Consider the following 25,057-nt stretch of genomic DNA (forward strand, 5'->3'; position numbering starts at 1 on the left):
GCGAGCGGCAAGGGCCCTGCCGGGAGGATCAGGGCAAAATCCGTCCGCCGCGCCGGTCGGCCCTGTTCCCCCATGCCGCCCACCACTCCCGAAACGCCAACACCCTCCCCGGCCGTCAGCCCGCGCCGCCGGCGCCGCAACGTGGTCGCCTGGACGGTAGCGTGCGTGCTGGCCCTGCTGCTGATCGGCCTGGCCGGCCAGTGGGCTGCGCGCCGCGAGGCGAACTTCCAGGCCGATTCGATCCGGCGCGCCATGGAAGTGCACGTGCTCGGCCTGCGCGATGCCGCCGGCAAGTACAACTACCTGCCCTTCACCACCGGCCTGCATCCGCTCGTGCTGGCCGCGCTGGACCATCCGGGCGACCCGGCCGCGAAGCAGCGCGCCAACCTCTATATCGAAGGGGTGAACCGCCGCGCTGGTTCCGACGCGCTCTACCTGATCGACATGCAGGGCCTCACGCTGGCGGCCAGCAACTGGGCGACGCCGCAGAGCTTCGTCGGCCAGTCCTACGCCAACCGGCCCTACTTCATCGACGCACGCGCGGGACGCAACGGCCTCTTCTACGGCGTGGGCCAGACGACCGGCGAGCCCGGGCTCTTCATCTCCTCGCCGGTGCGCGGCACGGACGGCGAGGTGCGCGGCGTGTTGACGGTCAAGGTGAGCCTGCGCCAGGTGCAGGAGACATGGACCTTCGTGCGCGACCCCATCCTGCTGACCGACGCGCGCGGCGTCGTGTTCCTGAGCTCGGTGCCGTCGTGGATGTACCAGTCCACTCGCCCCCTGGCAGCCGCCGAGCTCGAGGGCATGCGGCGCGACCAGCAGTACGGCACGCGCACCAGCTTCCAGGCGGTGCCGTGGAAGGTTGAGCACGAGGAAGGCGCGCACAGCTATCTGGTGCGCGCCAGCGTCGGCGGCCGGCCGCGCCACTTTCTCGCGGTCGACGAGCGCCTGCCCGACCTCGGCTGGACGCTGACCGTGATGGCCGACCACGCCGACGTGGACGTCGCGCGCGAGCGCGCCTGGATGCTGGGCCTGCTGCTGGCCGTGGTTCTGCTGCTGGCCGGCCTGTACTGGCAGCTGCGCGAACGCCGCTTCGCCGAGCAGCGCGACGCGCGGCGCGACCTGGAACTGCGCGTGCGCGAACGCACCCACGAACTCGACGAGGCCCATGCCTTCCGCAAGGCGATGGAAGACTCGCTGCTGGTGGGCATGCGCGCGCGCGACCTGGAAGGCCGCATCATCTACGTCAACCCGGCCTTCTGCGAGATGACCGGCTACGACGCCGACGAGCTGCTGGGCAAGCTGCCGCCCTACCCCTACTGGCACCCGAACGACGTGACCCAGCACTGGCGGCAGTACGACGCCATGATGAGCGGTCAGCCCGCGCACTCGGGCTTCGAATCGCGCCTGCGGCACCGCGATGGGCACGAGGTCATCACCATGGTCTACACCGCCGCGCTGATCGATGCCGACGGCAGGCACAGCGGCTGGATGAGCTCGGTGGTGGACATCACCGAGCAGAAGCGCGCCGAGCTGCGCCAGCGCCAGAACGACGAGCAGCTGCAGCACGCCCAGCGCCTCGCGAGCCTGGGCGAGATGGCCTCCACCCTGGCGCACGAACTGAACCAGCCCCTGATGGCGCTGAGCAACTTCGCGAGCGCCGCCAAGGCCTTTGCCGAGCAGGGCAACCAGCAGCTGCTGGTGAGCAGCCTCGACGAAGCCATGACGCAGGCCCGGCGCAGCGCCGAGATCGTGCGGCGCATCCGCGGTTTCGTGCGCCAGCGCACCGTCGGCACCGAAGACTGCGCGGTCGCCGCGCTGGCCGGCAACGCGCTCGCGCTGCTGCAGGGTGAGATCCGCATGCGCCAGGCACGCGCAGAACTGCGCATTCCGCAGGGGCTGCCCGACGTGCGCGGCGACCGCGTGCTGCTCGAGCAGGTGCTGCTGAACCTGCTGTCGAACAGCCTGCACGCCATGCAGGCCGTGCCGCCGGAGCAGCGGGTCGTGGAAGTCGAGGCCGGGCTTGAGGGAGGCCGCATGCACATCCGCGTGGCCGATCGCGGCCCGGGCATCGACCCGGCCGTGGCCGACCAGGTGTTCTCGCCCTTCTTCACAACCAAGACCGGCGGGCTGGGCCTGGGCCTCAACATCTGCCGCACCATCGTCGAGGCGCACCGGGGAAGCCTGTACTTCGCCGACCGGCCCGGCGGTGGCACAGTCTTCACACTCGAGCTGGAAACATCCCCGCCATGAACGCCATCACCGCAGCGAGCGCTCCCGCCAACAACCTGTGCATCGTGGACGACGACGAGGCCGTGCGCCGCTCGCTGGGCCTGTTGCTGCTGTCGCGCGGGTACGCGGTGCAGACCTTCGCATCGGGCGAGGCTTTTCTCGAAGGCACCGACCTGCAGCGCGCCGGCTGCGTGATCCTGGACCTGCGCCTGGGCGGCATGAGCGGCCTGCAGGTGTTCGACGCGCTGCGCACGCAGGAGAGCCCGCTGGTGGTGATCTTCCTGTCGGGCCACGGAGACATTCCCGTGGCCGTGGAGGCCGTGCAGAACGGCGCCTTCGGCTGGCTCGAGAAACCCTGCAACGACGAACGCCTGCTCGACACCATCGCCCGCGCCCTGCAGCAGGCCGGCGAAGTCGCCGCCCGCCGCCAGGCCCGCCAGGCCGCGCAGGCCCTGTGGGACAAGCTCACTCCGCGCGAGATGCAGATCGCCCGCCTCGTGGCCGAGGGCAAGCCCAACAAGCAGATCGCGCAGGAACTCGCGCCGCTGGAACAGCGCACTGTGGAAACGCACCGGGCGCATGTGTTCGCGAAGCTGGGGCTGGCGAACAGCCATCAGCTGGATCGGTTTCTGCGGGAGCATGCGCTGTAGGTGGCGCCGGCGCGAGCGCTCTAACGCGGATTCATGGCATCGAACGTGGCCTCGTAGCGACCGTCGCGCTCGGCCCATCGCCTGGCTCGATCGCGTTCGACAAGCAACTCGCCCCTGGGATGGTCCTTGCGCTCCAGCAACTGCATGACCTCCGCGACGTACGCAGCCACGGGCATGGCGCGCGGGTCGGACGCCTGCCTCGCGCCCGTCAGTTCCGTCTGCACGTAAGGCGGCGCAAGCTCGAGGACTTCGACGGGAATCTTGCGCAGCTGATGGCGCAGCGACTGGAGCCATGAGTGCAGGAACGCCTTGCTGGCGCAGTAGGCCGGGAAGTCGGCGCGGGGCACGAAGGCGAGGTTGGAGCTGGTCGCGATGATCGTGGCGCCCGGCTGTCGCTTCAGCACCGGCAGCAGCGCCGCCGTCACGCGCAGCACGCCCAGGACGTTGGTCCGCACTATCGCCTCGGCGCCGGAAGCGTCCCAGCTGTCGGCGGTCATGTCCTCCGCCTGCGAGATCCCCGCATTGGCGACGAGCACGTTGAGCTCGGGAAAGCGCGCGCGAACCTCGCCGGCGAGGCGCGACAGCGCTGCCGGGTCGTCGATGTCGAGCGGTATCCCGAAGAAGCCGGGACGGTTCGCGGTGATCTGGTCGAGCAGGGCCTGTCGCCGCCCCGTGACGATGACGCGGTTGCCGCGCGCCAGCAGGGCTTCGGCAAGCGCGCGGCCGATGCCGCTGGTGCCGCCGGTGACGAGAATGGTGTTGCCTGTCGTGTTCATGGTTGCTGCCTTTCTTTCGTTGAGTCGGATGACTCGAAAGGCGGCGGCAGGCCTGGAACACCGGACTCGCGAACGGCCACGGCAAGACGGCGCGCATGGGCGTCTCGATCGGGCGGTCGCGAGGCAGGAGGATGGGGGCATACCGTGGCGCCTTTCGATGCTTCGAGATTTCCCTGCTGGGACCCTCTCGACGAAGGACGCGTTGGATGACGGTAACGCCTACGGAAGCGCCATCTGGTGACGGCGGCTGCGGGCGGATTGTCGGCAAGGCGCCTTGCGACCGTCAAGCCCCTGCTCCCGATGCCAGGCCCGCCGGCCCCCTCCAGGCCTCTCTAGGTATTTACCCTTGCGTATCGATACGTAGACGCCCCGCCCCCAGCTACGGACGACAGCGCGACTCGAGGCGGACAGACTCGGCCGAACGGCCTCCGCGTGACTTTTTTCTTAACGCGGCGGGCCCCAGCCAGAGACAAGGACCCCTTTTCATGACCGCCACCGCAAGCGCGGCCGCCGGTGCTTCCAGCGCCGACGCGGCACCCGCCACCAGCAGCAACACCCCCTATACCTTCGAGGAAAAGCGCAAGCGCATCTTCGCCATCTTCGCCGCCTCGTCCGGCAACCTCGTGGAGTGGTTCGACTTCTACGTCTACGCCTTCTGCGCCATCTATTTCGCGCCGGCGTTCTTCCCCAAGTCCGACCCGACCGTGCAGCTGCTGAACACCGCCGGCGTGTTCGCCGCCGGCTTCCTGATGCGCCCGATCGGCGGCTGGCTGTTCGGCCGCATCGCCGACCGCAAGGGCCGCAAGACCTCGATGGTGACCTCGGTCGTCATGATGTGCGTGGGTTCGCTGGTCATCGCCTGCCTGCCCACCTACGCGCAGATCGGCGCGGCCGCTCCGGCGCTGCTGCTGCTCGCGCGGCTGTTGCAGGGCCTGTCGGTGGGCGGCGAGTACGGCACCACCGCCACCTACATGAGCGAAGTGGCCATGCGCGGCCAGCGCGGCTTCTTCTCGTCGTTCCAGTACGTCACGCTGATCGGCGGCCAGTTGCTCGCGGTGGTCGTGGTGGTGGTTCTTCAGCAACTGCTGGACGAGGCCGAACTCAAGGCCTGGGGCTGGCGCATTCCCTTCGTGCTGGGTGCCGTGGCTGCCGTGGTCGCGCTGCTGCTGCGCCGCACGCTGACCGAGACCGCCAGCACCAAGACCCGCGCCGCCAAGGGCGCTGGCACGATGCGCGAGCTGTTCACCCACCACAAGCGCGCTTTCTTCGTGGTGCTGGGCTACACGGCCGGCGGCTCGCTGATCTTCTACACCTTCACCACGTACATGCAGAAGTACCTGGTGAACTCGGCCGGCATGTCGATCAAGACCGCCAGCAATGTGATGACGGCCTGCCTGTTCATCTACATGTGCATGCAGCCGGTGTTCGGCGCGCTGTCGGACCGCATAGGCCGCCGCAGCAACATGCTGCTGTTCGGCGCGCTGGGCGCGCTGATGACGGTGCCGGTGCTGAGCAACCTGCAGAACGTGGGCAGCCCGCTGGCGGCCGGCCTGCTGATCACGCTGGCGCTGGCGGTGGTGAGCTTCTACACCTCGATCAGCGGCATCGTGAAGGCCGAGATGTTCCCGCCCGAGATCCGCGCGCTGGGCGTCGGCCTCTCCTACGCGGTGGGCAACGCGATCTTCGGCGGCAGCGCCGAGTACGTGGCGCTGGGGCTGAAGTCGATCGGGCACGAGTCGTACTTCTACTGGTACGTGACGGCCATGATGGTCGTGGCGTTCACCGTGAGCCTGCTGCTGCCGAAGCAGGCGAGCTATCTGCACCACGACAAGTAGCACAGGCAGGCAGACAGGGGCGCCATCGCCCCGCCGGGAGGCTTGCCACCTCCCGAAGCGATATCCCGGGAAAGCTTTTTCGAATCGATCGATCCACCAGAAAGCATGAGGGTAAAGCCATGGCGAGACGGATGGTCCACAACGCAACCATCACCTTGAAGCTGCCGTTCGACCTCGACACGGAGGCCAGGGTCAAGGCCCTTCGGGCGGCCGGTGTTCCGGTGGATGCGGAAGGCAACGCACGACAGGGCTTTCTCTTCGTGCGCTCGGGTGACGGCTACAGGAGCCGCGTCGACATCTTCCGGTGGTTTCCCGACGAGGTGAGCCCGATCGCGCGCGATGCGGCCGCCATGGCGAAGCCCCTGCGCGAACAGCGCCCCGCGCCGCCGCCGGGCAACACGCTCGACCACTGGCTGGCCCAGATCCTGACGCAGCCCATGCCCAGCCACGACGCCGCGCTGCGCTACGAGCCGGAAGCTCCTTCGACCACGTTCGGCTGAGACTGCTCGCTCAGGGCATCGCTCAGAGCCGGATGCTCTCGAAGCTCCTGACGAGCACCAGCCCCTCGCCCACGCGCGGCTGAGCGTCGTCAGCGATGGTGTCGGCGCCCCGGACCAATTCGCCGAAATCGAGGCCCGTCCGGGCCTCGATCTTCTCGATGGGCACGCGCCACTGGTTCACGTCCACCGAGGCCAGCGCCTGTGGCGAACCCAGGCTGCGCCGGGGTTCGGAAAGCAGCTTCGACTGATCGGCCACCAGCCCCACGGCCCTGGGGCCGGCCTGCCCCTTCCAGACCACGACCTTGAAGAACGACGAGGGGATCTGCACGTCGTCCGCCCACAGGTCGATCTTGTCGTCGAAGATGGGCCCCTGGAAGACGGCCAGCCTGCGCCGCACGTCGCCCGCGAGCGTGCCGTTCTCGAGCACGTAGCGCTCCAGCCCCTGCCAGTACCTCGCGCTCTGGTTGAACCTGAAATGCTGCGGCGAACAGTTCGTGAAATGGAAGGTGTCGGCATTGGCGCGCGCGGCGTCTTCCGCCGAGCCCCAGGTCGGGTCGGTGCGCCGCGTGAGGTGGCCGCGGTCGAAGTAGGTCGACCATGCCGAGTAGAAGCTCTGGTCGAGCACGAAGCTCGCGCTGACGCGCGGGTCCTTGAACCAGACCTCTCCCTCGGACGCGTTGGGCTGGCCGGTCTTCCTGTCGATTTCGAGATAGGTCTCGCCGTCGATGTTGGTTGCCGTGAAGAGCGCGATGCGCTTCGACTTGTTCAGCTTCAGGCTGAAGTGTTCGTACTTCAGCTCGCCCTCGGCGGCATCGGGCTCCTCCGCCCGCAGCGGGGCGACCTGCTTCGCCAGAGCCGGCGAGGGCTGCGGCAGCGGCAACTCCAACCCGGGAACGAACGCTGAGTCGTAGCCGTTGCGGTTGCCGTAGTCCTGGTCGACCTGCACGGCCTCGGCGCCACGGGCCAGCACCTTCGGCTGCAATGAAGCGGAGGCAAGCGATGACCGGGAGGTGCCGACGACGACAGGCTGCGCCTGCACCGCCTGCCCGATGCTGATCGTCAATTCGATGGGCACGGTCAGCCGGATGGAACTGGAAGGCGATGCGCTGCTCGGGGTGTCCATGGTGTGAAGCTCCGTGGTTGGGTTCGTGATCTCGACTTCCTTGGCCTCCCGTGCCGACGGCCGGGGCGGCGATAGCCTGCGGTCGCTTCCCACGGCGGCCGCGCTGCCGGGGTCTCCGAGCGCAAGCGCATCGCGCAGCAGCGACTGCCACTGCGCCGGCAGCCCGCTCAGGCGACCGGCGAGGTCGCGATAGATGGCGCTGATGCGAACGCCCTCGTTCACGTTCACCGGCGGCTTGTCGCCAAGGGCATTCCGGTCGATGAAGGGCTCGCCCCAGTGATGGAGCGCAACCAGTTGCCAGTCGTCGTTGAACACCGGCGAACCCGAGGAGCCCTGCTCGGTATCCGTCTCGTACAGCAGCGTGCGGTCGGTGCGCGCCGTGAGGATGTTGTTGCGCACCGTGATCATCTTGGGCCAGCCCGAGGGGTGCTGGACGATGTTGGTGTTCATCCCGAGCACGTGCTTGTCCGGCTGGTCCGAGAGCGCGCAGAAGCCCAGGTCGCCGGCCTCGGCCTCGCCGGACTGCCTGCGGCCCAGCGCCACGAGGGCGTAGTCGAGCTGGTCGTCGGGCGAGAACAGCGCGAAGCGGTCGGGGTCGAGCAGGAAGGTGGTCGTGGGCCTCGGCACGCCGCGCTCGTCGAGCTCGCGGAAGAAGGTCACCTGCGTGCCTCGCGCCGCGGACTCGTGCTGGATGACGTGGCGGTTGGTGATGAAGAGCGCCGGGCTGACCATGAAGCCGGTGCCGATCTCCGCCCTGGTTCCGTAGTTGACCTCGACGTAGCCCACGGCCCTGGCGCTGCGTGCTCCCTGCGACAGGAAGCTGGCCCGCTGGAAATCCTCGGTGGCGCCGGTGATGGACTCCGCGCCGCTGGACGACATGAGCGTTCGATGGCGCGTCGCATAGGCGCGCGAGCGTTCGACGTCAGGTTCTGCATCGCGCCAGCGGCCCTCGGCCACCAGCTTCCTCACCTGTTCACGCTCGGCGGCGGTACTCTGCAGGCTGGCCTTGAAGGCGTCGATCGCTTCCTCGTTCACGGCGTTCCTCCTTGTGAAGGCGCGGGACTTGGGCGTGAACCGCGCGACTGCGGTTCATTGAAGCGGCCGATGGCGTCATCCGGATGACAGTCCGGCCTGGTGCAGGGCCGTGCGAGGTGCGGGAAGAAAGGCGACAGCGGTCGGCATCGAGGCGGTTCCCTGAGCGGATTTTTTCTCCCTGGCCTCTACCAGCGCCGAACCGCTGTCGGGACGCAGTGTGCGCGCCGTGGGTGAATTCGCAGTGAAGTTCAGGAGGGAGTTCCGTGAAACGATACCTGCCGTCCCGCTTCGCGCGACTCCCGGGCTGAAACCCGCCGGGCAACCCGCCCCGTCCGGAAAAGAAAAAGCGCCGTCGGCGCCGACCCGGTTTCCGGGCGGTGCCGACAGCGCCGCTGGGTTGGGCGTTCGCCGCCGTGCTCTTCGCGCTACTCCTGCGGCTCGAGTGCCACGGGCACCGCCGGAGCGGTCTTCTTCCGCGCCTGGAGGACGAACGAAACGACCTGCCACACGACGAAGACCGCGATGAGGCTCAGCAGCGTGCCGCTGATCGGCCGGGAGACGAAGGTGCCGAAGCTGCCGCGGCTCAGCAGCATCGCGCGGCGGAAGTTCTCCTCCAGCATCGGCCCGAGGATGAAGCCGAGCATCAGCGGCGCCGCATCCAGCTCCAGGCGCATGAACATGTAGCCCATGAAGCCGAAGGCCGCCGTGATGAAGACGTCTTCCAGGTTGTTGTTCACGCTGTAGGTGCCGATGCAGCAGAAGAACAGGATCGATGGGAACAGCACGCTGTACGGGATCTTGAACACCGACAGCCAGTAGCGCACCAGCGGCACGTTGAGCACCAGCAGGAAGACGTTGCCGATCCACATGCTGGCGACCAGGCCCCAGAACAGCTCGGGGTGGCTGCCGATCATGTTCGGCCCGGGCTGGATGCCCTTGATGATGAAGGCGGCCAGCATCAGCGCCATCACGGCGTTCTCGGGGATGCCGATGCTCATCAGCGGAATGAAGCTTGTGCGCGCTGCCGCTTCGTCGGCTGCAGCCTGCCCGGCCACGCCCTCGATGCAGCCGGAGCCGATCTCGTGCTTGTACTTGCTGACCTTCTTGTCGATCGCGTAGGCCGCGAACTGCGCGATCGTCGGGCCGCCGCCGGGCAGGATGCCCAGGAATGAACCGACCACGCTGCCGCGCAATGCGCTGGGAATGATCCGCTTGAACTCCGCCCAGGTGGGAATCAGGTTGATCTTGCCGTTGAAGGGCGAGCGCTCTTCACGCGAGTCGAGATTCTTCGTGATCTCGGCAATGCCGAAGCAGCCCAGCGCAATGCTCACGATGCCGACGCCGTCCACCAGGAAAGGCAGGTCCAGCGTGAAGCGCTGCATGCCGCTGTTCACGTCGGTGCCGATGGTTCCGAGCAGCACGCCGATCATGCACATGGCCAGGCCGTTGAGCAGGCTGCCCGTGGTCACGAAGCTCACGCACACGAAGCCCACCAGCATCATCGAGACGTAGTCGGCGGGACCGAACAGGAAGGCCACCTCGCCGAGCACGGGCGCCAGGAACGACAGCACCAGGATGGCGACCGTGCCGCCGATGAAGCTGGAGAAGCCCGCCGTGAACAGCGCCAGGCCCGTCTGCCCCTTCAATGTCATCGCGTACCCGTCTATGCAGGCCACGATGCTGCTGGCATGCGGGATCTTCATCGTGATCGCGCTCACGCTGTCGCCGTACTGCGCGCCGTAGTAGATGCCGGCCAGCATGATGAGCGCGCCGGTCGTGGGAATCGAATAGGTCAGCGGCAGCAGCAGGCTGATGGTGGCCAGCGGGCCGAGGCCGGGCAGCAGCCCGACCAGCGTGCCCACGGTGCAGCCGATGGCGCAGAACATCAGGTTCTGCCAGGTCAGGGCGTGAGAAAAGCCGAACGCCAGGTTGTTAAGGACTTCCATCGTCGTGACCTCAGTAAAGCGGCAGGTTCAGGCCGAGGAGTTTCTGGAGGGCCAGAGCCATCACGATCAGGCCGGCCGAGATCTTGATGCTGCGCACCCACGAGGGCGAGCTGCCTGCGAACGACGAGCAGAACACCATGAAGACGATGCCCGCGATCATGTTCACGTACTGCGAGATCAATGCGAACCCGCAAAGGCTCGCGAGGATGAGACCGATGTTCTTGAAGTTGAAGACCAGCGGCACCTGCGCGACGAAGAAGGCCCGGATCACCGTCGCCACGCCGATCACCAGCAGCATGCCGCTCACAAGGGCCGGAAAGAGCCCGGGCCCCGCGCGGCTCAGGTCTCCAATGGGGTAGCGAAGCGCCGTGAGGCCGAAGGCCAGCGCGATTGCCATGAGGAATAGTCCCCTGACAAGATTTCTGTTTCTCATACGTTCCCGATGTACTGGGTAGTTGAATGCCACCGGCGCGGGTGAATCCGCCCGGTCCCGTCTCCATCCGGATGGAAATCCGGACGATGCGATGCTCTTGGGGCTAGCTGATCGCTGTCTGACGACGGCGTGAGGGGAACTACGTACCCAACGCCTGGGCGGGCAGCGCGCGGCGCCGGTGCCCGGGGGGGAAGGAACCGGCCGGATCGGCGGTATCCGTCCGCGCCGGCCATACGGCCTCCCATATAGCTCTTTTTTCTCAGTGACCTTCTGCACTGGCAGCCAGGGCCTGATTTGCTTAACTTCCGGGCATACGCAACAACCCAGGGAGCGATCAATCATGGCAGTAGACATGTTCATGCGCGTCGAAGGCGCGAACGGTGAATCGAAGGACTCGAACCACAAGGAGTGGACGGACATCAAGTCCTTCGCGTGGGGCGCGACGCAGCCCGGCAACATGGTCAGCGGCGGTGGCGGCGGTGTCGGCAAGGCCAGCTTCAACGACCTGCAGGTGCTCGCTCGCATCGACAAGGCGGCACCGTCGGTGCTGAAGAACTGCGCCAGCGGCAAGCACCTGAGCAAGGTGGAGGTGTCGGTGTGCAAGGCGGGGGGCTCGCAGATCGAATACACCCGCGTCACGCTTGAAGAGGTGCTGGTGACCTCCGTGCAGTACACGGCCGAGCAGGGCTCGGACGCGGTGTTCGTTCAGTACGCATTCCAGGCCGCGAAGGTGAAGCAGCAGTACTGGGAACAGACCGACAAGGGCGGCAAGGGCGCCGAGACGGTTCTGGCCTGGAACATCAAGGAGAACAAGGAGACCTGATTCCCGCCGCCGTCGGCCGAGCGTCAGGATGACCCGCAGTTTCATCGCCCACAGCTCGCTGGGCGAGCGCCTCAAGTTCCGTTCGATGACGGGACAGGAGCGCATCTCCACCCTGTTCGAGTCGCGCGTGCGGCTCGTGAGCGACATGCAGGGCATCCCGCCGAAGCAACTGCTCGGCGAGGACATGACCATCGAGATCAATCTCGCCACCGAACTGGGCGGGCCGGGCCTGCGCTTCCTCAGCGGCCAGGTCGCGCGCTTCGCCTGCGTCGGCAAGGACGACGGCGACATGTGCGTGTACGAGGCCACGCTGCGCCGGTGGCTCTGGTACGCCACGCGCCGGTCGGACTTCAGGATCTTCCAGTTCAAGACGGCGCCGCAGATCCTGCAGGAGGTGCTGGCGCCCTACGGCTTCGCCATCGACGCCAGGCTGGGCGGCAACTACCGCACCTGGGAGTACTGCGTGCAGTACGCCGAGACCGACTTCAACTTCGTCAGCCGGCTGATGGAGCAGGAAGGCATCTACTACTTCTTCTCGCACGCCAAGGGCAGCCACCAGCTGGTGCTGTGCGACGGCCCCGACTCGCACGCCGACCTGCCCGCCGGACCGGCGAAGGTGCCCTACCACGCGGGCGTGCTGGCGGCGCAGATCCTGGAGCAGGACTTCATCGACACCTGGCATCACGCAGAGGACATCGCCCCGGGCAACTTCGCGGCCGACGACTACGACTTCAGGAAGCCTAACGCCGAGATCGACACGCTGCGCCGCCAGCCCGCGGGCCACAGCCACGACAGCTTCGAGATCTACGACTGGCCCGGCGGCTACACCGAGATGGGCGACGGCGAGAACTACGCGCGGCTGCGGCTGGAGCAACTGGCCGGGAGGCGCGAGCTCGTCAGCGCCGAAGGCAACCTGCGCCACATGGCGCCCGGCTACCTGTTCGAGCTGGCGCGCCATCCGAGCGCCGAGGACAACCGGCGCTACCTGATCGAGGCCGTCACCTACGACTTCCAGGAGAACGCCCTGCGCGTGGCGGGCGCCGCCGACGCGGCCTACCGCGAATCGACCAGCAGCACCAGCTACCGCCAGGCCTTCGAGGTGCTGCCCGACAGCGCGCCCTACCGCACCGCGCGCGTCACGCCGCGCCCGCGCACCACCGGGCCGCAAACGGCCGTGGTGGTGGGCCCCGCCGGCGAGGAGATCCACACCGACGAGTACGGCCGCATCAAGGTGCAGTTCCACTGGGACCGCTACGGCAGGCGCGACGAGAACTCCTCGTGCTGGATACGCGTGTCGCAGACCTGGGCCGGCAGCAACTACGGCGCGATGCACATCCCGCGCATCGGCCAGGAAGTGATCGTCGACTTTCTCAACGGCGACCCCGACCACCCCATCGTCACCGGCTGCGTCTACAACGCCGCGCAGATGCCGCCGTGGGAGCTGCCGCGCCACAAGACCCAGACCGGCTTCCAGACCAACTGGAGCAAGGGCGGCGGCGGCAAGCACATGCTGCGATTCGAGGACAGCCGAGGCACCGAGCACATCGAGCTTTCCACCGACCACGGCAACACCCACCTGCACATGGGCTACCTGATGAACCAGGGCTCTGGCGTGCAGCGCAGCTACGGCTTCGAGCTGCGCACCAACGAGTGGGGTTCCATCCGCGCGGACAAGGGCCTGCTGCTGACCACCTACACGCAGGACTTCGCGCAGAAGACCTCGCGCGACAACCCCGACGGCCACGAGCACATGGGTGCCACGCTCGCGCAGAGCAGCGCGCTCATGCAGGCGGCGGGACAGGCGGTCGCGGCAACCAAGTCGCTCGTGAGCGCCATGGCACAGGGCAAGAACCAGCTGCTCTCGGGGCTGGTGCAGGGCGTGCAGTCGGTGGGCGGCATCTCGCAGGCCATCACCGCGCTGGCCGCCGGCGGATCGCCCGAAGCCGGCGTCTCGGACGACCCCGACCCGGCCATGGCCGATGCGCAGCAGATGCTCGACCTCTCACGCAGGATCGACAAGCCCGTGGTCTCCATCGTGAGCCCCGAGGGCCAGACGATGATCAGCCCCCGGCCCATCGTCATGAGTTCGGGACAGAGCGTGTCGATGCGCTCCACCTCGGCGATGACCATGACCACCGGCGCCCAGCTCACGCAGCTGGCCGCCAAGGGCATGCTCACGCAGGTGAGCGAGGGCGGGCAGGTCAACGTGGTGTCGGACGGCGACATCGTCTCGCACGCGAGCGCCGGTGCGATCAACCTGGTGTCGAAGACCGACGCCTCGGTGACTTCGACCACGGCCAACGCCAACCTCACCGGCCGGAAGTCGGTGCTCGTCCAGGCGGCCGAGCAGGACGTGTTCGTCACGGCCAAGACCAGCATCTCGTTGATCTGCGGCAAGTCGTCGATCGTGCTGCTGGCGGATGGGACGGTGAAGATCAACGGAGTGAAGGGGTTGGTGAACTTCACGGACAACCTGGATCAGCGGGGAGGGAAGATTTTTCTGAATTGCGAGGCGCCGATCGGGGGAGAGAGTTCGACGCAGGCCGATCTGGTCGAAGAGGAAGTCGGCGCACCTGCACACCCTGGCAAGCAAGTGCCGGCCAAGACCCCACCGGATCCGACGCGTCCATTCTTCACCCCGACTGAAGCGACCGAGCCGCCCGCCACGGCCCAGACCCTGGCTACGCCGATGTCACCCACCGGCGCACCGGCTCAGGTGAATCTCTCGGCCCTGAACGACAAGTTCGGCTATCAGATGAAATCGAGCTTTCCGGGGGGATTTTTTCAGGAGCAGGGCAGCACGCTGGTATCGGACGAAACAGGTAAGTTGAAGCTCGTCAACCCGCCCCCCACCAGCCCTTTCAGCAAGAGCACAGCCAAGGGCACCGCCACCAGTTTCAAGCCCGATCTCAATGTGGCCGAAGGCCGCACGGTGCAAGGCGTTTTTCATACCCACGGCTACGACTGGGACCCGAAGACCCAGACGGGCGGCCACGTCGGTGTTTCCTTCAGCGGCAGGGACGCGGCATACCTGGTCAACAGCAAGCAGAACGTGATGATTGCGCAAAGCGGATCGGACCAGTTCATGTACATGCGCACGGCCGCTACACCCGCCTCCGTCAACTCCAATCTGCTGAAGGTCCAACAAGCGGCGCGCGTCAATGAGCTGACGAACGGAGGAAAGCCCGGAGGGATGTCGTTCCCGGCAGCCACGCGCAGGGCGGCGCGGGAAACAGCGGAGAAGCTGAACCTGGCCTATTACCAAGGCAGTGGAGGCGTGCTGGAACGAGTGTGGCCCTAACAGGCTGCCAACTTGTAGCCAATAGATGCAGGTCTCGGAACGAGCGACAAGAAATGAACAGCAGTGACAGACTCATCAAGGAAATCGAAGCGATCCTGGAGATCGCCGATCAAGGCATTTCCCGTGAACAGTGGGACCTTGTCCGGCTGCAACTCGATCGCGGGATCGCATTAATCGGCGACCAATACGTTTCGCCCGACACGATCGATTCAAGCGACATGATGCTGGTGCTTTCCGACATAGAGGCAGGAGCGGGCAAGGCATTGGGCGCAGCAAAACTCAGGCGGACCGTTCTTTCTTCGCGACTGGAACAGCTGCAACACAAGTTGCAGGCACCCGGCACGCCTCCGACGTCCTCCGCTCCTTTGCATTGAGGAGCGGTTTGGTCATGCGCTACCACCTCAACGAAGGCCAGTTCGACATCCCCGACGACGGCCGCATCGACCGCTCGATGAACGTCCTCGCGATGCCCGACGGCTCGGGCACCACGCTCGTCGTGAGCCGCGACGCGCTGCGAACGCAGGAAACCCTTCCGCAGTTCGTCACGCGCCAGATGAACGACCTCACGCGGCAGGTGAGCCAGCTCAAGGAACTGTCGCGCGGCGAAGTCGCCATCGGCTCGCCGATGCTGGACCTGCGCGGCATCGAGCTCGCCACGCAGTTCAGGCAGAACGGGCAGGCGCTGCACCAGCGGCAGGCCGTGTTCCTTCCGTCGGCCTCGAGCCGGAACGTGCTGATCCTCACGGCCAGCAGCCCCCTGCCCTTCGACACCGAGGGCATCGCGATCTGGCAGCGGGCACTCGCGAGCTTCCAGCCGCGAGGCTGACGCCGCCAAGCCACGCACGCAAGCGCACCATGGCCGGCCAGCCCGCAGCACGCCTGCACGACCCCATCGCCCACACGAATGCGCACGCGCGGTTCTGGGCGAAGTTCGCCGGCGGGCTGATCGGCGGCATCGCCGTGGGCTTCGCGGCGGGGCTGGCCGCGGCGGCCATCGTCGGCACCGGCGGGCTGGCCGGTCCGCTCGTGGCCGGGCTGGTGGTCGTGGGCGCGCGTGCCGCCGGCGGCTACATCGGCGCGGGGCTCGGCGAGGCTGCCGCCGATGCGCTGGTGCCCGAGACGCTCACCGTCACCGGCGCGATCACCAGTGGCTCGTCGGACGTGTTCATCGACAGCAAGGCCACCGGCGCGGCGCGTGCCTCGCCCGACGTGCCCATGGACACCGTGAGCTGCTCCAGGGACTCGCCGCAGATCCTGCTGGCCGAAGGCTCCGAGACCGTCTTCATCAACATGGGCGTGGCCTCCCGCAAGGACGACCACACCGAGTGCGGCGCCAAGATCAGCGAGGGCTCGCGCACCGTATTCATCGGCGGGCCGACCGCGCGCGTGCGCGAGGTGGCCGACGAGGTGCCGCTGATCTCGAAGGTGCTGGTGACCATCTTCAACGTGGTCATGATCTACAAGGGCCTGCGCTGCCTGCCGAAGCTCGCGCGGCAGGGCAGGAACGCCCTGCCCTGCCTGATCGAAGGCGCCGTGGGGCTGGGCATGGGCATCCACGGCATGGTGAGCTCCTTCGGCAACCCGGTGCACGCGGCGACCGGCGGCAAGTTCCTGGGCGGCGAGAGCGAGCTCGACTTCACCCTGCCGGGGCCGCTGCCCATCGAATGGCAGCGCTTCTACAGCAGCCACGACACGCGCCGCGACGGCGCGCTGGGACAGGGCTGGAACCTGCCCTACGCGATGGAGCTGCGCCCCGGCACCGGCGCGGCGGGCGAGCCTGTGCTCACGCTCGTCGACGAACAGGGCCGGCTGCTGGAGCTGCCCGACATCGAACCCGGCACGCGGCAATACAGCCCGCGCGACGGCCTGGACCTGTGCCGCACCGAGAGCGGCCACTACTTCATCCATGTGCCGGGCGGGCTGTTCTTCATCTTCCAGCCGCCGCGCGAGGACCTGCCGCGCGAACAGACGCTGAAGCTCTCGCGGCTCGAAGACCGCAACGGCAACTTCATCGAACTGCGCCACGACGCGCAAGGCCGGCTGGGCGAACTGACCGACAGCACCGGGCGCCTGCTCGCGCTCGACTACGCGGGCGACGGCCGGCAGCTGCGCGCGGTCCGCCTCGCGGCAGGCGCGCCGGGCGAAACGCCCTGCCTGCTGGTGGCCTACCGGCACGACGCGGAAGGCCGGCTGCTGGAGGTGACCGACCGCAACGGCGAGGTGGTTCGCCGCTTCGGCTACGAAGCACAGGGCAAGGTGCAGAGCGGCCTCATGAACTTCCACGCCGACGCCGCGGGGCTCGAGTGCCACTACGCGTGGACCGGAATCGGCAAGGACGCGCGCGTGCGCCGCCACTGGACCAACGACGGCGAGAGCTGGGACGTCGACTTCTCTCCGCTGCAGGGAGAAGGCCCGGAAGCCTTCGGCGAAACCCGCGCAGTCGACCAGCTCGGCCGCGTCTTCGCCTGGCGCTGGAACGCGCAGCACCGACTGCTCTCGTACACCGATGCCTCGGGCCGGCACTGGCAGGCGCACTACGACGAGCTGGACCAGCTCGTGGCGATGACGGAGCCCGGCGGTGCCGTCACCCGCTGCACCTACGACTCGCAGGGCTTCATGAGCAGCCGTACCGACGCGCTCGGCCGCACGCACAGCACCGGCTGGACCGAGCTCGGCCTGCCCTGGCGCGAAACCCTGCCCGACGGCAGCGCCTGGACCTATGCCTACAGCGACGAGGGCAACCTCGTGCGCGAGACCGATCCGCTCGGCCACGTCACCGAATACAGCTACGACAGGCGCGGCCTGCCCATCTCCATCACCGATGCCAGGGGGGCGTCAGCAAGCTGAGCTGGAACGAATGCGCCCAGCTCGTCGCGCAGACCGACTGCTCCGGCAAGACCACGCGCCATGCCTACGACGACCGTGGATACCTGAAGACGCTGACCGACGCCGCGGGCCAGCAGACGCGGTTCACGCACGACGCCATGGGGCGCCTGCTCGGCGTCTCGCAACCCGACGGCAGCCACCAGGCGTTCCACCGCGACGCGGCGGGCCGGCTGCTCGCAAGCACCGACGCACTGAGCCGCACCACCCGGTTCGCACTCGGCCGCCGCGGCGAGCCGCTGTGGCGCCAGGACGCGGAGGGCAGGCACGTCGCCTGGAACTACGACAGCGCCCGCAGGCTGCAGTCGCTGGTCAACGAGAACGGCCTGCGCTTCGAGTTCGCGTACGACGACGCCGACCGCGTAGTGGAAGAGCGCCGCGTGGGCGGCACGCGCGTGCAGGTGGAGTACGGCGCCGACGGATGGCCGGTCGCCATCACCCACCATCCCGGCATCGGCGACGAAGACCTCGCGCCCGACGACCCGAAGGCCGGCCCGCGCCGCGCGGCGCAGCCGCTGCGCACCGAGCTCGTCCGCGACGCGATGGGCCGGCTCGTGGAGAAACGCACGGCCACGCACCATTACCGCTATCGCTACAGCGCGCTCGACCAGCTCATCGACGCCGTCAAGCTGGAAGTGGTGAGCCCGCTGGCCGAGGGCAAATCGGTGCAGCTGCGCGCGCTGCACCGCAGCTGCTTCGCCTACGACAGGCTCGGCCGGCTGGTGGGCGAGACGGCCATCGACGAAGTCACCGGCGAGCGCCACCAGTTGCGCCACGAACACGATGCGCTCGGCAACCGCACGCGGACCCTGCTGCCCGCGCTGGCGGATCAGGCCGACGAGCTGCGCGCGCTGAACTACCTGCACTACGGCTCGGGGCACCTGCACCAGGTCAACTTCTCGCTGCAGCGCGGCGACGCGCCGGCCGTGCACCAGCTCATCAGCGACATCGAGCGCGACGACCTGCACAGGGAGATCGCGCGCAGCCAGGGCACGCTCTCCACGCGCTTCGCGCTCGACCCGCTGGGGCGCCGCGCCGCGGCCTGGAGCCGGCCGGGGTCGCTGGCTTCTTCCTTCACCACCCGGGACAACTCATGGCGCCAGGCCATGGACAGCGCGGGCACCGCCGACGCCCGCCTGCTCGACGGCCTGATGAAGGAATACAGCTACGACCCCACGGGCGAACTGCGTCAGAGCCGCCACTCGCTGCGGGGCGCGACCGGCCATCGCTACGACGCCACCGGCCGCATCGAGGAAACCGTGCGCATGCCGCTGCCCGCAGCGCAGGCCGTGCGCGACGCAGCCAACCAGGAGCGCTTTGCCTACGACGCGGCCGGCAACCTGCTCGATGCGTCGCTGGCCGCCGCGCCCCGGGGCGAGATGCGCGGCGAGGTACGCGGCTATGTGCGCGACAACCTCGTGCGCGTGTTCGAGGACAAGCGCTACATCTACGACGGCCACGGCCGGCTCGCGTGCAAGAAGTCGGGCAGGCACACCGAGCAGCGCTTCGAATGGGACGACGAGAACCGCCTCGTTGCCGTGCACACCACGCGACGCCCGCACACGCCGGAGGCCACCACCCAGGTCGCACGCTTCGACTACGACGCCATGGGCCGCCGCGTGGCCAGGCACGATGCCTTCGGCACCACGCGCTTCATCTGGGAAGGGCTGCGGCTGATCGAGGAGCGCCGTGGTTCGCAGGTGGTCAGCTACGTGTACGAGCCCGACAGCCACGTGCCCATGGCGCGCGTGGACGCGAGGACATCGCCCGCGGCGGCAGCGGCGGCGGCGGCGTCAGCCTCGTTGCCCTCCGCGCGGGTCCTGCACTTCCACAACGACCCCGCCGGCATGCCGGAGGAGCTCAGCAGCGACGACGGCAACCTGTGCTGGCGCGCGAGCTACAGGACCTGGGGCGCGACCGTCGCCGAGCAATGGGAAGTCACCGCGCTCGACGGCCGCCCCGTCCGGCAGGGCGAGGAAGCGCCACGACCGGTGGAGCAGAACCTGCGCTTCCAGGGGCAGTACCTCGACCGCGACACCGGGCTGCACTACAACACCTTCCGCTTCTACGACCCGGACATCGGGCGCTTCATCAGTCCCGATCCGATCGGGCTCGCCGGGGGCTTCAACCTGCACGGCTACGCGCCCAACCCGATCCGGTGGATCGACCCGCTGGGTTGGATCTGCGGCGAGACTCTCTCGCGGCCGGTCGGCTTCAACCGGGGCAGCCGCAACTTCGTGCTCGAGCAGGGCAATGCGGCTTCGGGCTGGAAGCACATCTACGACCGGCACGTGGACCCGCTGCGATTCCCCAAGAAGTCGAAGTTCAACTCGAGCATGAGCCAGGACGACATCGCCTCGATGCTCGGCAAGACACTCAAGCACGGCAAGGAGTCGAGCTACGAGGGCAAGCCGGTCTTCGAGTCCAGGCTCAAGTACGGCGGAGAATACAAACGCTATCGGGCGACCGTGAACGAAGACGGGACCGTCCAAACCTTCCACCCGCTGGACTGACTGCATATGCTGGACATCTACTACGCGCCCTCCTCCACCAAGGCCATGCCGGAAGACCCCGGCAGCCTGGAGTTCGCCGGCTCCATCGATCTCGATGCGCATCGTTCGCTCGCCGCCCTGTTCGACAAGGGCAGGCAGGCAGGCGCCGATCTCAGGTACTCCGACGATTCGATGCTCGAGCCCGCGCAGGTGGCGACGCTGCTGAAGGTCTTCACGGTGAATGCAGGCGAGCTGTCGGGAAACCGGCAGGCGCTCGCGGCATTCGCCGCCATGCGCGAGCTTCTCGAAGCCGCGGTGGGAAAGGGCTGCGGGCTCGTGGCCTTCGGCGACTGACTTTGCGCAGGCCTCTTTCGTTCGTCACAAGGAACCTCTTGATCCACCGCATCCGCTCGGCCCTCCTCGCCTGCGCCCTCTGCACCGCTGCGCTGGCCGCATCAGCCCAGGTGAAGATCGGCTTCATCGGCACGCTCTCCGGACCTTCGGCGGCACTCGGGCAGGACCAGTACGACGGCTTCATGCTGGCCGTGGAACAGCGCAACGGAATGCTCGGCGGCGTGCCCGTGGCGGTCGTCAAGGAAGACGACCGGCAGGACCCCGAGCTCGGTGCGCAGTTGGTGGAGAACCTGGTCCAGAAGGACAAGGTCAGCTTCATCACCGGCGTGACCTCTTCCGACGTGATGATGGCAATGGCCAGGCCGCTCGCCAGATCGGGCGTGCTGTTCGTCGGCTCGAACGCCGGCCCCGCGCCGCTCGCTGGCAGGCAGTGCAACAACAGGTTCGTCTTCACCTCGTCCCAGGACGAGTACCAGGCCGGGATCGTGGGCAGGCATGCGGTCGACAAGGGCTGGTGGAAAACGCTGTTCCTGGCGCCCGACAGCCCGTCGGGCCGGGACCAGCTGCGGGGCTTCAGGCACTTCTATTCGGGCGAGGTGGTGAGCGAACTCCACGCCCGGCCCGGCCAGGCCGACTACTCGGCGGAGCTGGCGAAGATCAAGTCCGTCGCGCCGGACGCGGTGGTCGCCTTTCTTCCGGGCCAGATGGGCGTCGACTTCATCAGGCAGATGAACCGGTCGGGCCTGCTGGGGAAGGTTCCCCTGCTGACCATCGGCACCGTCGACGGCACGACGCTGCCGCTGCTCGGCGATGCCGCGCTCGGCGCGCTGGCGGGCTCGGTCTGGGGCCCCGACCTGCCGAGCCCGACGAACAAGGCTTTCGTTCCGGCCTTCGAAAGGAAGTACGGGCGCATCCCGTCGCAGTACGCCGCGCAGGGTTTCGATGCGGCACTCCTCATCGACAGCGCGCTGAAGGAAACCGGAGGCTCCGTCGCCAATCGCAGCGACCTGCGCAACGCACTCAGCAGGGCCGACTTTCCGTCGGTGCGCAGCGGCTTCAAGTTCCTGCGCAACGGCTTCCCTGTCCAGGACGGCCACGTCTTCGTGGTCGCCAGGGATGCCCAGGGCCGCGCGTCGCTGAAGCGGGTCGCGACGCCGCTCGAGGCGAACGTCGACGCCTACTGGAACGACTGCAGGTAAGAAAAGGGAAGCGGCGCGGACCCAGGCAAGGGTTTTCACCTATCTCCCGGCATGTCGATTCTCCTCACGCTCGCCCGACGTGCTGCTGAGGGTCATCCTCGGTTCTTCAGGAGTAATCAACCATGGCTACCAACACCAATACCGTCCGCCTGCACCGTGTCCTGCGCGCCCCGCCGGAGCGCATCTATCGCGCATTCACCCAGCCCGGCGCCTTCGAGCGCTGGCTGCCCCCGTTCGGCTACACCGGCAAGGTCCACACGATGGAACCGGTGGCGGGCGGCGTCTGGCGCATGTCCTTCACCAACTTCGGCACCGGCCACAGCCACTCGTTCGGCGGCAAGTACCTGGAGCTCGTTCCCCACACCCGCATCGCGTACGACGCGAGCTTCGACGATCCCAACCTTCCGGGCACCATGAAGACGACCGTGAGCCTGACCGCCGTGTCCTGCGGCACGGACGTTTCCATCGTTCAGGAAGGCATTCCCGCCGTGATTCCCGCCGAGATGTGCTACCTGGGCTGGCAGGAGTCGCTGGTCTCGCTGGCCCAGTTGGTCGAGCCGAACATCCCGGGCTGAGCGCCCGCGGGCTTCGCTGCGGCGAACCCGTGACCCTGCTGCCGGAACCCGCTCCGGCAGCAGGCCCCATCTCCCCAAAAGGCGACTCCACGCCTTGATTCCCCGGCCTACGCCCGGGAATACCCTCTGACGCCTCTTCGTTTGTCTTGCCTACATTTCTTGCATGCAAGAGATGGCATCGCTTGCATGCAAAACCCAGACACGACAGACAGACAGGAGACTTCATGCCCCGCTTCGCCAAATCGCTATTCGGTCAGGTGGTCATCGCGCTGGTGCTCGGCGTGCTCGCGGGGCTTCTTGCGCCCGAGTACGCCGTCAAGCTCAAGCCGCTCGGTGACGGTTTCATCAAGCTGATCAAGATGATCATCCCGGTGCTGGTGTTCTGCGTGGTGGTGCACGGCATCGCCGGCGCGGGAGACCTCAGGCGCGTGGGCCGGGTGGGCGTGAAGTCGCTCATCTACTTCGAGGTGCTGACCACCATCGCGCTGGCGATGGGCCTGGTGCTGGCCTTCGTGTTCCAGCCGGGCACGGGCATGAACGTCGATCCGTCCAAGCTCGATCCGGCCGCGATGAGCGCCTATGCCTCGAACGCCGACAAGCTCACGAGCGGCGGCACGGTCGAGTTCCTGATGAAGCTCATCCCGACCACGGTGGTGAACGCCTTCGCCACCGGCGACGTGCTGCAGGTGCTGCTGTTCGCGGTGCTCTTCGGCTGCGCGCTCACGCTGCTGGGCGAGCGCGGCAAGCCGGTGGCCGTGGTGGTCGACGCGCTCTCGCTGGTGCTCTTCAAGATCATGGGCATCATCATCAAGCTGGCGCCGCTGGGCGTGCTGGGCGCCATCGCGTTCACGGTGGGCCAGTACGGCATCGGCTCGCTCAAGCAGCTGGGCATGCTGGTCGCCCTCTTCTACGGCGCGGTGCTGGTCTTCGTGTTCGTGGTGCTCGGGCTGGTGATGCGCATGTCGGGCTTCAGCCTGATCAAGCTGCTGCGCTACCTGCGCGAAGAGCTCGCCATCGTGTTCGCCACCACCTCGTCGGACAGCGTGCTGCCGCAGGTCATGGCCAAGCTGCGCCGCATGGGCATCCGCGATTCGACCGTGGGCCTGGTGATTCCCACGGGCTACTCGTTCAACCTCGACGCCTTCTCGATCTACATCACGCTGGCGGCCGTGTTCATCGCGCAGGCCACCAACACGCCGATCTCGATGGCCGACCTGATGACGATCCTGGCGATCGCGCTGGTCACCTCCAAGGGCGCGCACGGCGTGCCGGGCTCGGCCATCGTGGTGCTGGCGGCAACGCTGCACGCCATTCCGGCGATTCCCGCCATCGGGCTGGTGCTGGTGCTGTCGGTCGACTGGTTCATGGGCATCGCCCGCGCGCTGGGCAACCTGATCGGCAACTGCGTGGCGACGGTGGCCATCGCCGCCTGGGAAGGCGACATCGACCGCGAACGCGCGCACGCGGTGCTCGACGGCACCTATTCGCCCGACGACGAGCCGCTGGCCGAGGCCGAAGACGCAGCCGTGGTAAACACCACGGCCACCGCCTCCGCATCGAGCGCCCACTGAACAGGGAACAGAAGAGAAACATGCCCGCCGACGTCAGCCCCACCGTCATCGCCGAACGCGTCGTCGAGGCCATCCTCGCGCAGAAGCTCGCGCCAGGCGAGCGGCTGGGCGAGCAGGCGCTGGCCGAGAACTTCTCGGTGAGCCGCACGATGGTGCGCGAGGCGCTGATGCAGCTGCAGGCGCGCGGTTTCGTCGAGGTGCAGTCACGCCGCGGCTGGTACGTGGTGGAGCCTTCGGCCGAAGAGGCGCGCGACGCCTTCTCGGCGCGGCGCATCGTGGAGGCCGGCATCCTCGAGGCCAGCGCGGGCCGGCCGCTCTCGAAGGTGATCCGCAAGCTGCGCGACCACATCGCCGACGAGCAGCGCGCCATCGAGGGCGCTGACGCCGCCACGCGCGCCTTCCTGCTGGCCGACTTCCACGTCTGCCTGGCCGAGCAGATGGGGCACCAGCTGCTGGTCGACGTGCTGCGCGATCTCACGGCCCGCACCACGCTGGCGGCCACGCTCTACCAGTCGAAGCACGAGGCCGGGCAGTCTTGTGCGGAGCACGGGGCGATCGTTGCGGCGCTGGAGGCTGGGGATACGGCCCGGGCGCGGCGGCTGATGCTGGAGCACATCGGCAATGTCGAGCGGGCGCTGGAGGTGGATGCTGCGGCGGAGCCGGATGCGACCAGCAGGCTGAGGGCTACGCTGGCGCCGGTGGCGTTGCCGCGGGCGCGGCGCTGAGGGTCTCAGGTCGCACGAGCCCGCGCCGTCGAACCGTTGGTGCGGCTGGCAGTGACGCCAGATTCCATTGATCCATGGCTTGCCATGCAATGCGCCTTTCGCGAATCGTCACTTCCTAGCAACGGTCGTCAGATACAGGCTCGCAAAGCGATTAGCGCGGATAGCGATGGCTTGGAATTCGCCCCCACTGAATTTGCACTTTGAATTTCTATTGCCTGACGTCGATGCCATGCGGTCCGATGGCATCGACCACCTCTACATCCAAGCCGAACTCTCTTGGCTGCGGCTCACGCCCCGCCAATTTCTCATAGAGCGCGCGCAAATAGCCCGACTTGTCCTCGACCTCATCAAGCGGCACGGCATGTGGCACTACGTATCCCCAAAGCTTGTCGATCTGACCCGACGACAGGATGAACTCAATTGCCTCCAAGACTCGCTGCTTGCTCAGAGGGCCGAAGCGGTCGAAGTCACGCTTCATCGCGTCAAATAACTTAGTGCGGCAATCAGCCTCATTGATGTAGAAATCGGCCAAATCGTCGTCGCTCATGGACCCAAGGTAATAGTCCAGTTCGCGAATGTAGTCAGGGAAGATTTGCTTCATATA

At 67.4% G+C, this 25,057-nt stretch carries 20 protein-coding genes; 15 read left to right on the top strand and 5 right to left on the bottom strand.

Translation table 11 applies throughout. From position 1 onward, the window contains the following. The first annotated feature begins 72 nt into the window (after window positions 1-72). Together BMY35_RS09295 and BMY35_RS09300 are read left to right on the top strand one after the other, a co-directional pair. Window positions 73-2,253 carry an ATP-binding protein gene (locus BMY35_RS09295; protein WP_093197330.1) on the top strand — a complete coding sequence of 727 codons (2,181 nt, stop codon included), beginning with the start codon at window positions 73-75 and terminating at the stop codon, window positions 2,251-2,253. After that, window positions 2,250-2,882 (top strand): response regulator transcription factor, encoded by a 633-nt coding sequence (locus BMY35_RS09300; protein ID WP_093197333.1) that lies wholly within the window; start codon window positions 2,250-2,252, stop codon window positions 2,880-2,882. Before BMY35_RS09295 ends, BMY35_RS09300 begins: the two co-directional genes overlap by 4 nt. A gap of 20 nt (window positions 2,883-2,902) precedes the next feature. Here the strand turns inward: BMY35_RS09300 and BMY35_RS09305 are convergent, their stop codons facing one another. Then, a complete protein-coding gene (locus tag BMY35_RS09305) occupies window positions 2,903-3,658 on the bottom strand; it encodes an SDR family oxidoreductase (RefSeq protein WP_093197335.1) in 756 nt (251 codons plus the stop codon). Between the two features lie 485 nt (window positions 3,659-4,143). Between BMY35_RS09305 and BMY35_RS09310 the strand changes: the two genes are divergently transcribed. Further along, entirely contained in the window at window positions 4,144-5,493 is a 1,350-nt protein-coding gene (locus tag BMY35_RS09310; RefSeq protein WP_093197337.1) for an MFS family transporter, read from the top strand. Window positions 5,494-5,612: 119 nt separating this feature from the next. Next, on the top strand, window positions 5,613-5,993 hold the full coding sequence (locus BMY35_RS38265; RefSeq protein ID WP_218152979.1) for a hypothetical protein: 381 nt from the start codon (window positions 5,613-5,615) through the stop codon (window positions 5,991-5,993). A 22-nt stretch (window positions 5,994-6,015) separates the two neighbouring features. Here the strand turns inward: BMY35_RS38265 and BMY35_RS09320 are convergent, their stop codons facing one another. The 3 genes from BMY35_RS09320 to BMY35_RS09330 all read right to left on the bottom strand — a co-directional run bounded on the left by BMY35_RS09320 (window position 6,016) and on the right by BMY35_RS09330 (window position 10,530). Beyond that, the gene (locus BMY35_RS09320) at window positions 6,016-8,151 is read right to left on the bottom strand and encodes a DNA/RNA non-specific endonuclease (protein ID WP_093197340.1); all 2,136 of its coding nucleotides are present in this window, start codon (window positions 8,149-8,151) and stop codon (window positions 6,016-6,018) included. 425 nt (window positions 8,152-8,576) lie between these two features. Continuing rightward, complete coding sequence (locus BMY35_RS09325) at window positions 8,577-10,097, bottom strand: tripartite tricarboxylate transporter permease (protein ID WP_093197342.1); 1,521 nt, start codon at window positions 10,095-10,097, stop codon at window positions 8,577-8,579. A 10-nt stretch (window positions 10,098-10,107) separates the two neighbouring features. Beyond that, window positions 10,108-10,530 carry a tripartite tricarboxylate transporter TctB family protein gene (locus BMY35_RS09330; protein ID WP_338067634.1) on the bottom strand — a complete coding sequence of 141 codons (423 nt, stop codon included), beginning with the start codon at window positions 10,528-10,530 and terminating at the stop codon, window positions 10,108-10,110. 340 nt (window positions 10,531-10,870) lie between these two features. On the opposite strand from BMY35_RS09330, the gene BMY35_RS09335 reads away from it, so the two are divergent. The 11 genes from BMY35_RS09335 (at window position 10,871) to BMY35_RS09385 (ending at window position 24,453) form a co-directional block, all read left to right on the top strand. Then, the gene (locus BMY35_RS09335; RefSeq protein WP_093197348.1) at window positions 10,871-11,353 is read left to right on the top strand and encodes an Hcp family type VI secretion system effector; all 483 of its coding nucleotides are present in this window, start codon (window positions 10,871-10,873) and stop codon (window positions 11,351-11,353) included. Window positions 11,354-11,381: 28 nt separating this feature from the next. After that, window positions 11,382-14,654: a type VI secretion system Vgr family protein gene (locus BMY35_RS09340; RefSeq protein ID WP_256228274.1), complete on the top strand. Its 3,273-nt coding sequence runs from the start codon at window positions 11,382-11,384 to the stop codon at window positions 14,652-14,654. Window positions 14,655-14,707: 53 nt separating this feature from the next. After that, window positions 14,708-15,028, top strand: a complete 321-nt coding sequence (locus BMY35_RS09345) for a hypothetical protein (protein WP_093197350.1) — start codon at window positions 14,708-14,710, stop codon at window positions 15,026-15,028. Between the two features lie 14 nt (window positions 15,029-15,042). Beyond that, window positions 15,043-15,480, top strand: coding sequence for a DcrB-related protein (locus tag BMY35_RS09350; protein WP_093197353.1), 438 nt, complete (start codon window positions 15,043-15,045; stop codon window positions 15,478-15,480). A gap of 29 nt (window positions 15,481-15,509) precedes the next feature. After that, on the top strand, window positions 15,510-17,501 hold the full coding sequence (locus BMY35_RS09355) for a DUF6531 domain-containing protein (RefSeq protein ID WP_093197356.1): 1,992 nt from the start codon (window positions 15,510-15,512) through the stop codon (window positions 17,499-17,501). Next, window positions 17,498-20,050 (top strand): RHS repeat-associated core domain-containing protein, encoded by a 2,553-nt coding sequence (locus tag BMY35_RS38525; protein WP_256228303.1) that lies wholly within the window; start codon window positions 17,498-17,500, stop codon window positions 20,048-20,050. Before BMY35_RS09355 ends, BMY35_RS38525 begins: the two co-directional genes overlap by 4 nt. Window positions 20,051-20,056: 6 nt before the next feature. Further along, window positions 20,057-20,383, top strand: coding sequence for a hypothetical protein (locus BMY35_RS09365; RefSeq protein WP_093197362.1), 327 nt, complete (start codon window positions 20,057-20,059; stop codon window positions 20,381-20,383). A gap of 38 nt (window positions 20,384-20,421) precedes the next feature. Continuing rightward, window positions 20,422-21,582 carry an ABC transporter substrate-binding protein gene (locus BMY35_RS09370; protein ID WP_177213598.1) on the top strand — a complete coding sequence of 387 codons (1,161 nt, stop codon included), beginning with the start codon at window positions 20,422-20,424 and terminating at the stop codon, window positions 21,580-21,582. 122 nt (window positions 21,583-21,704) lie between these two features. Continuing rightward, the gene (locus BMY35_RS09375) at window positions 21,705-22,157 is read left to right on the top strand and encodes an SRPBCC family protein (RefSeq protein ID WP_093197365.1); all 453 of its coding nucleotides are present in this window, start codon (window positions 21,705-21,707) and stop codon (window positions 22,155-22,157) included. A gap of 224 nt (window positions 22,158-22,381) precedes the next feature. Beyond that, complete coding sequence (locus BMY35_RS09380) at window positions 22,382-23,728, top strand: C4-dicarboxylate transporter DctA (RefSeq protein ID WP_093197367.1); 1,347 nt, start codon at window positions 22,382-22,384, stop codon at window positions 23,726-23,728. Between the two features lie 20 nt (window positions 23,729-23,748). Beyond that, a complete protein-coding gene (locus BMY35_RS09385; protein WP_093197370.1) occupies window positions 23,749-24,453 on the top strand; it encodes a GntR family transcriptional regulator in 705 nt (234 codons plus the stop codon). Window positions 24,454-24,661: 208 nt separating this feature from the next. Here BMY35_RS09385 and BMY35_RS09390 read toward each other — a convergent pair whose 3' ends face one another. Then, a complete protein-coding gene (locus BMY35_RS09390) occupies window positions 24,662-25,054 on the bottom strand; it encodes a hypothetical protein (RefSeq protein WP_093197373.1) in 393 nt (130 codons plus the stop codon). Window positions 25,055-25,057 lie beyond the last annotated feature (3 nt).

This window comes from Variovorax sp. YR750 (assembly GCF_900109805.1).
Lineage (GTDB): Bacteria > Pseudomonadota > Gammaproteobacteria > Burkholderiales > Burkholderiaceae_C > Variovorax > Variovorax gossypii.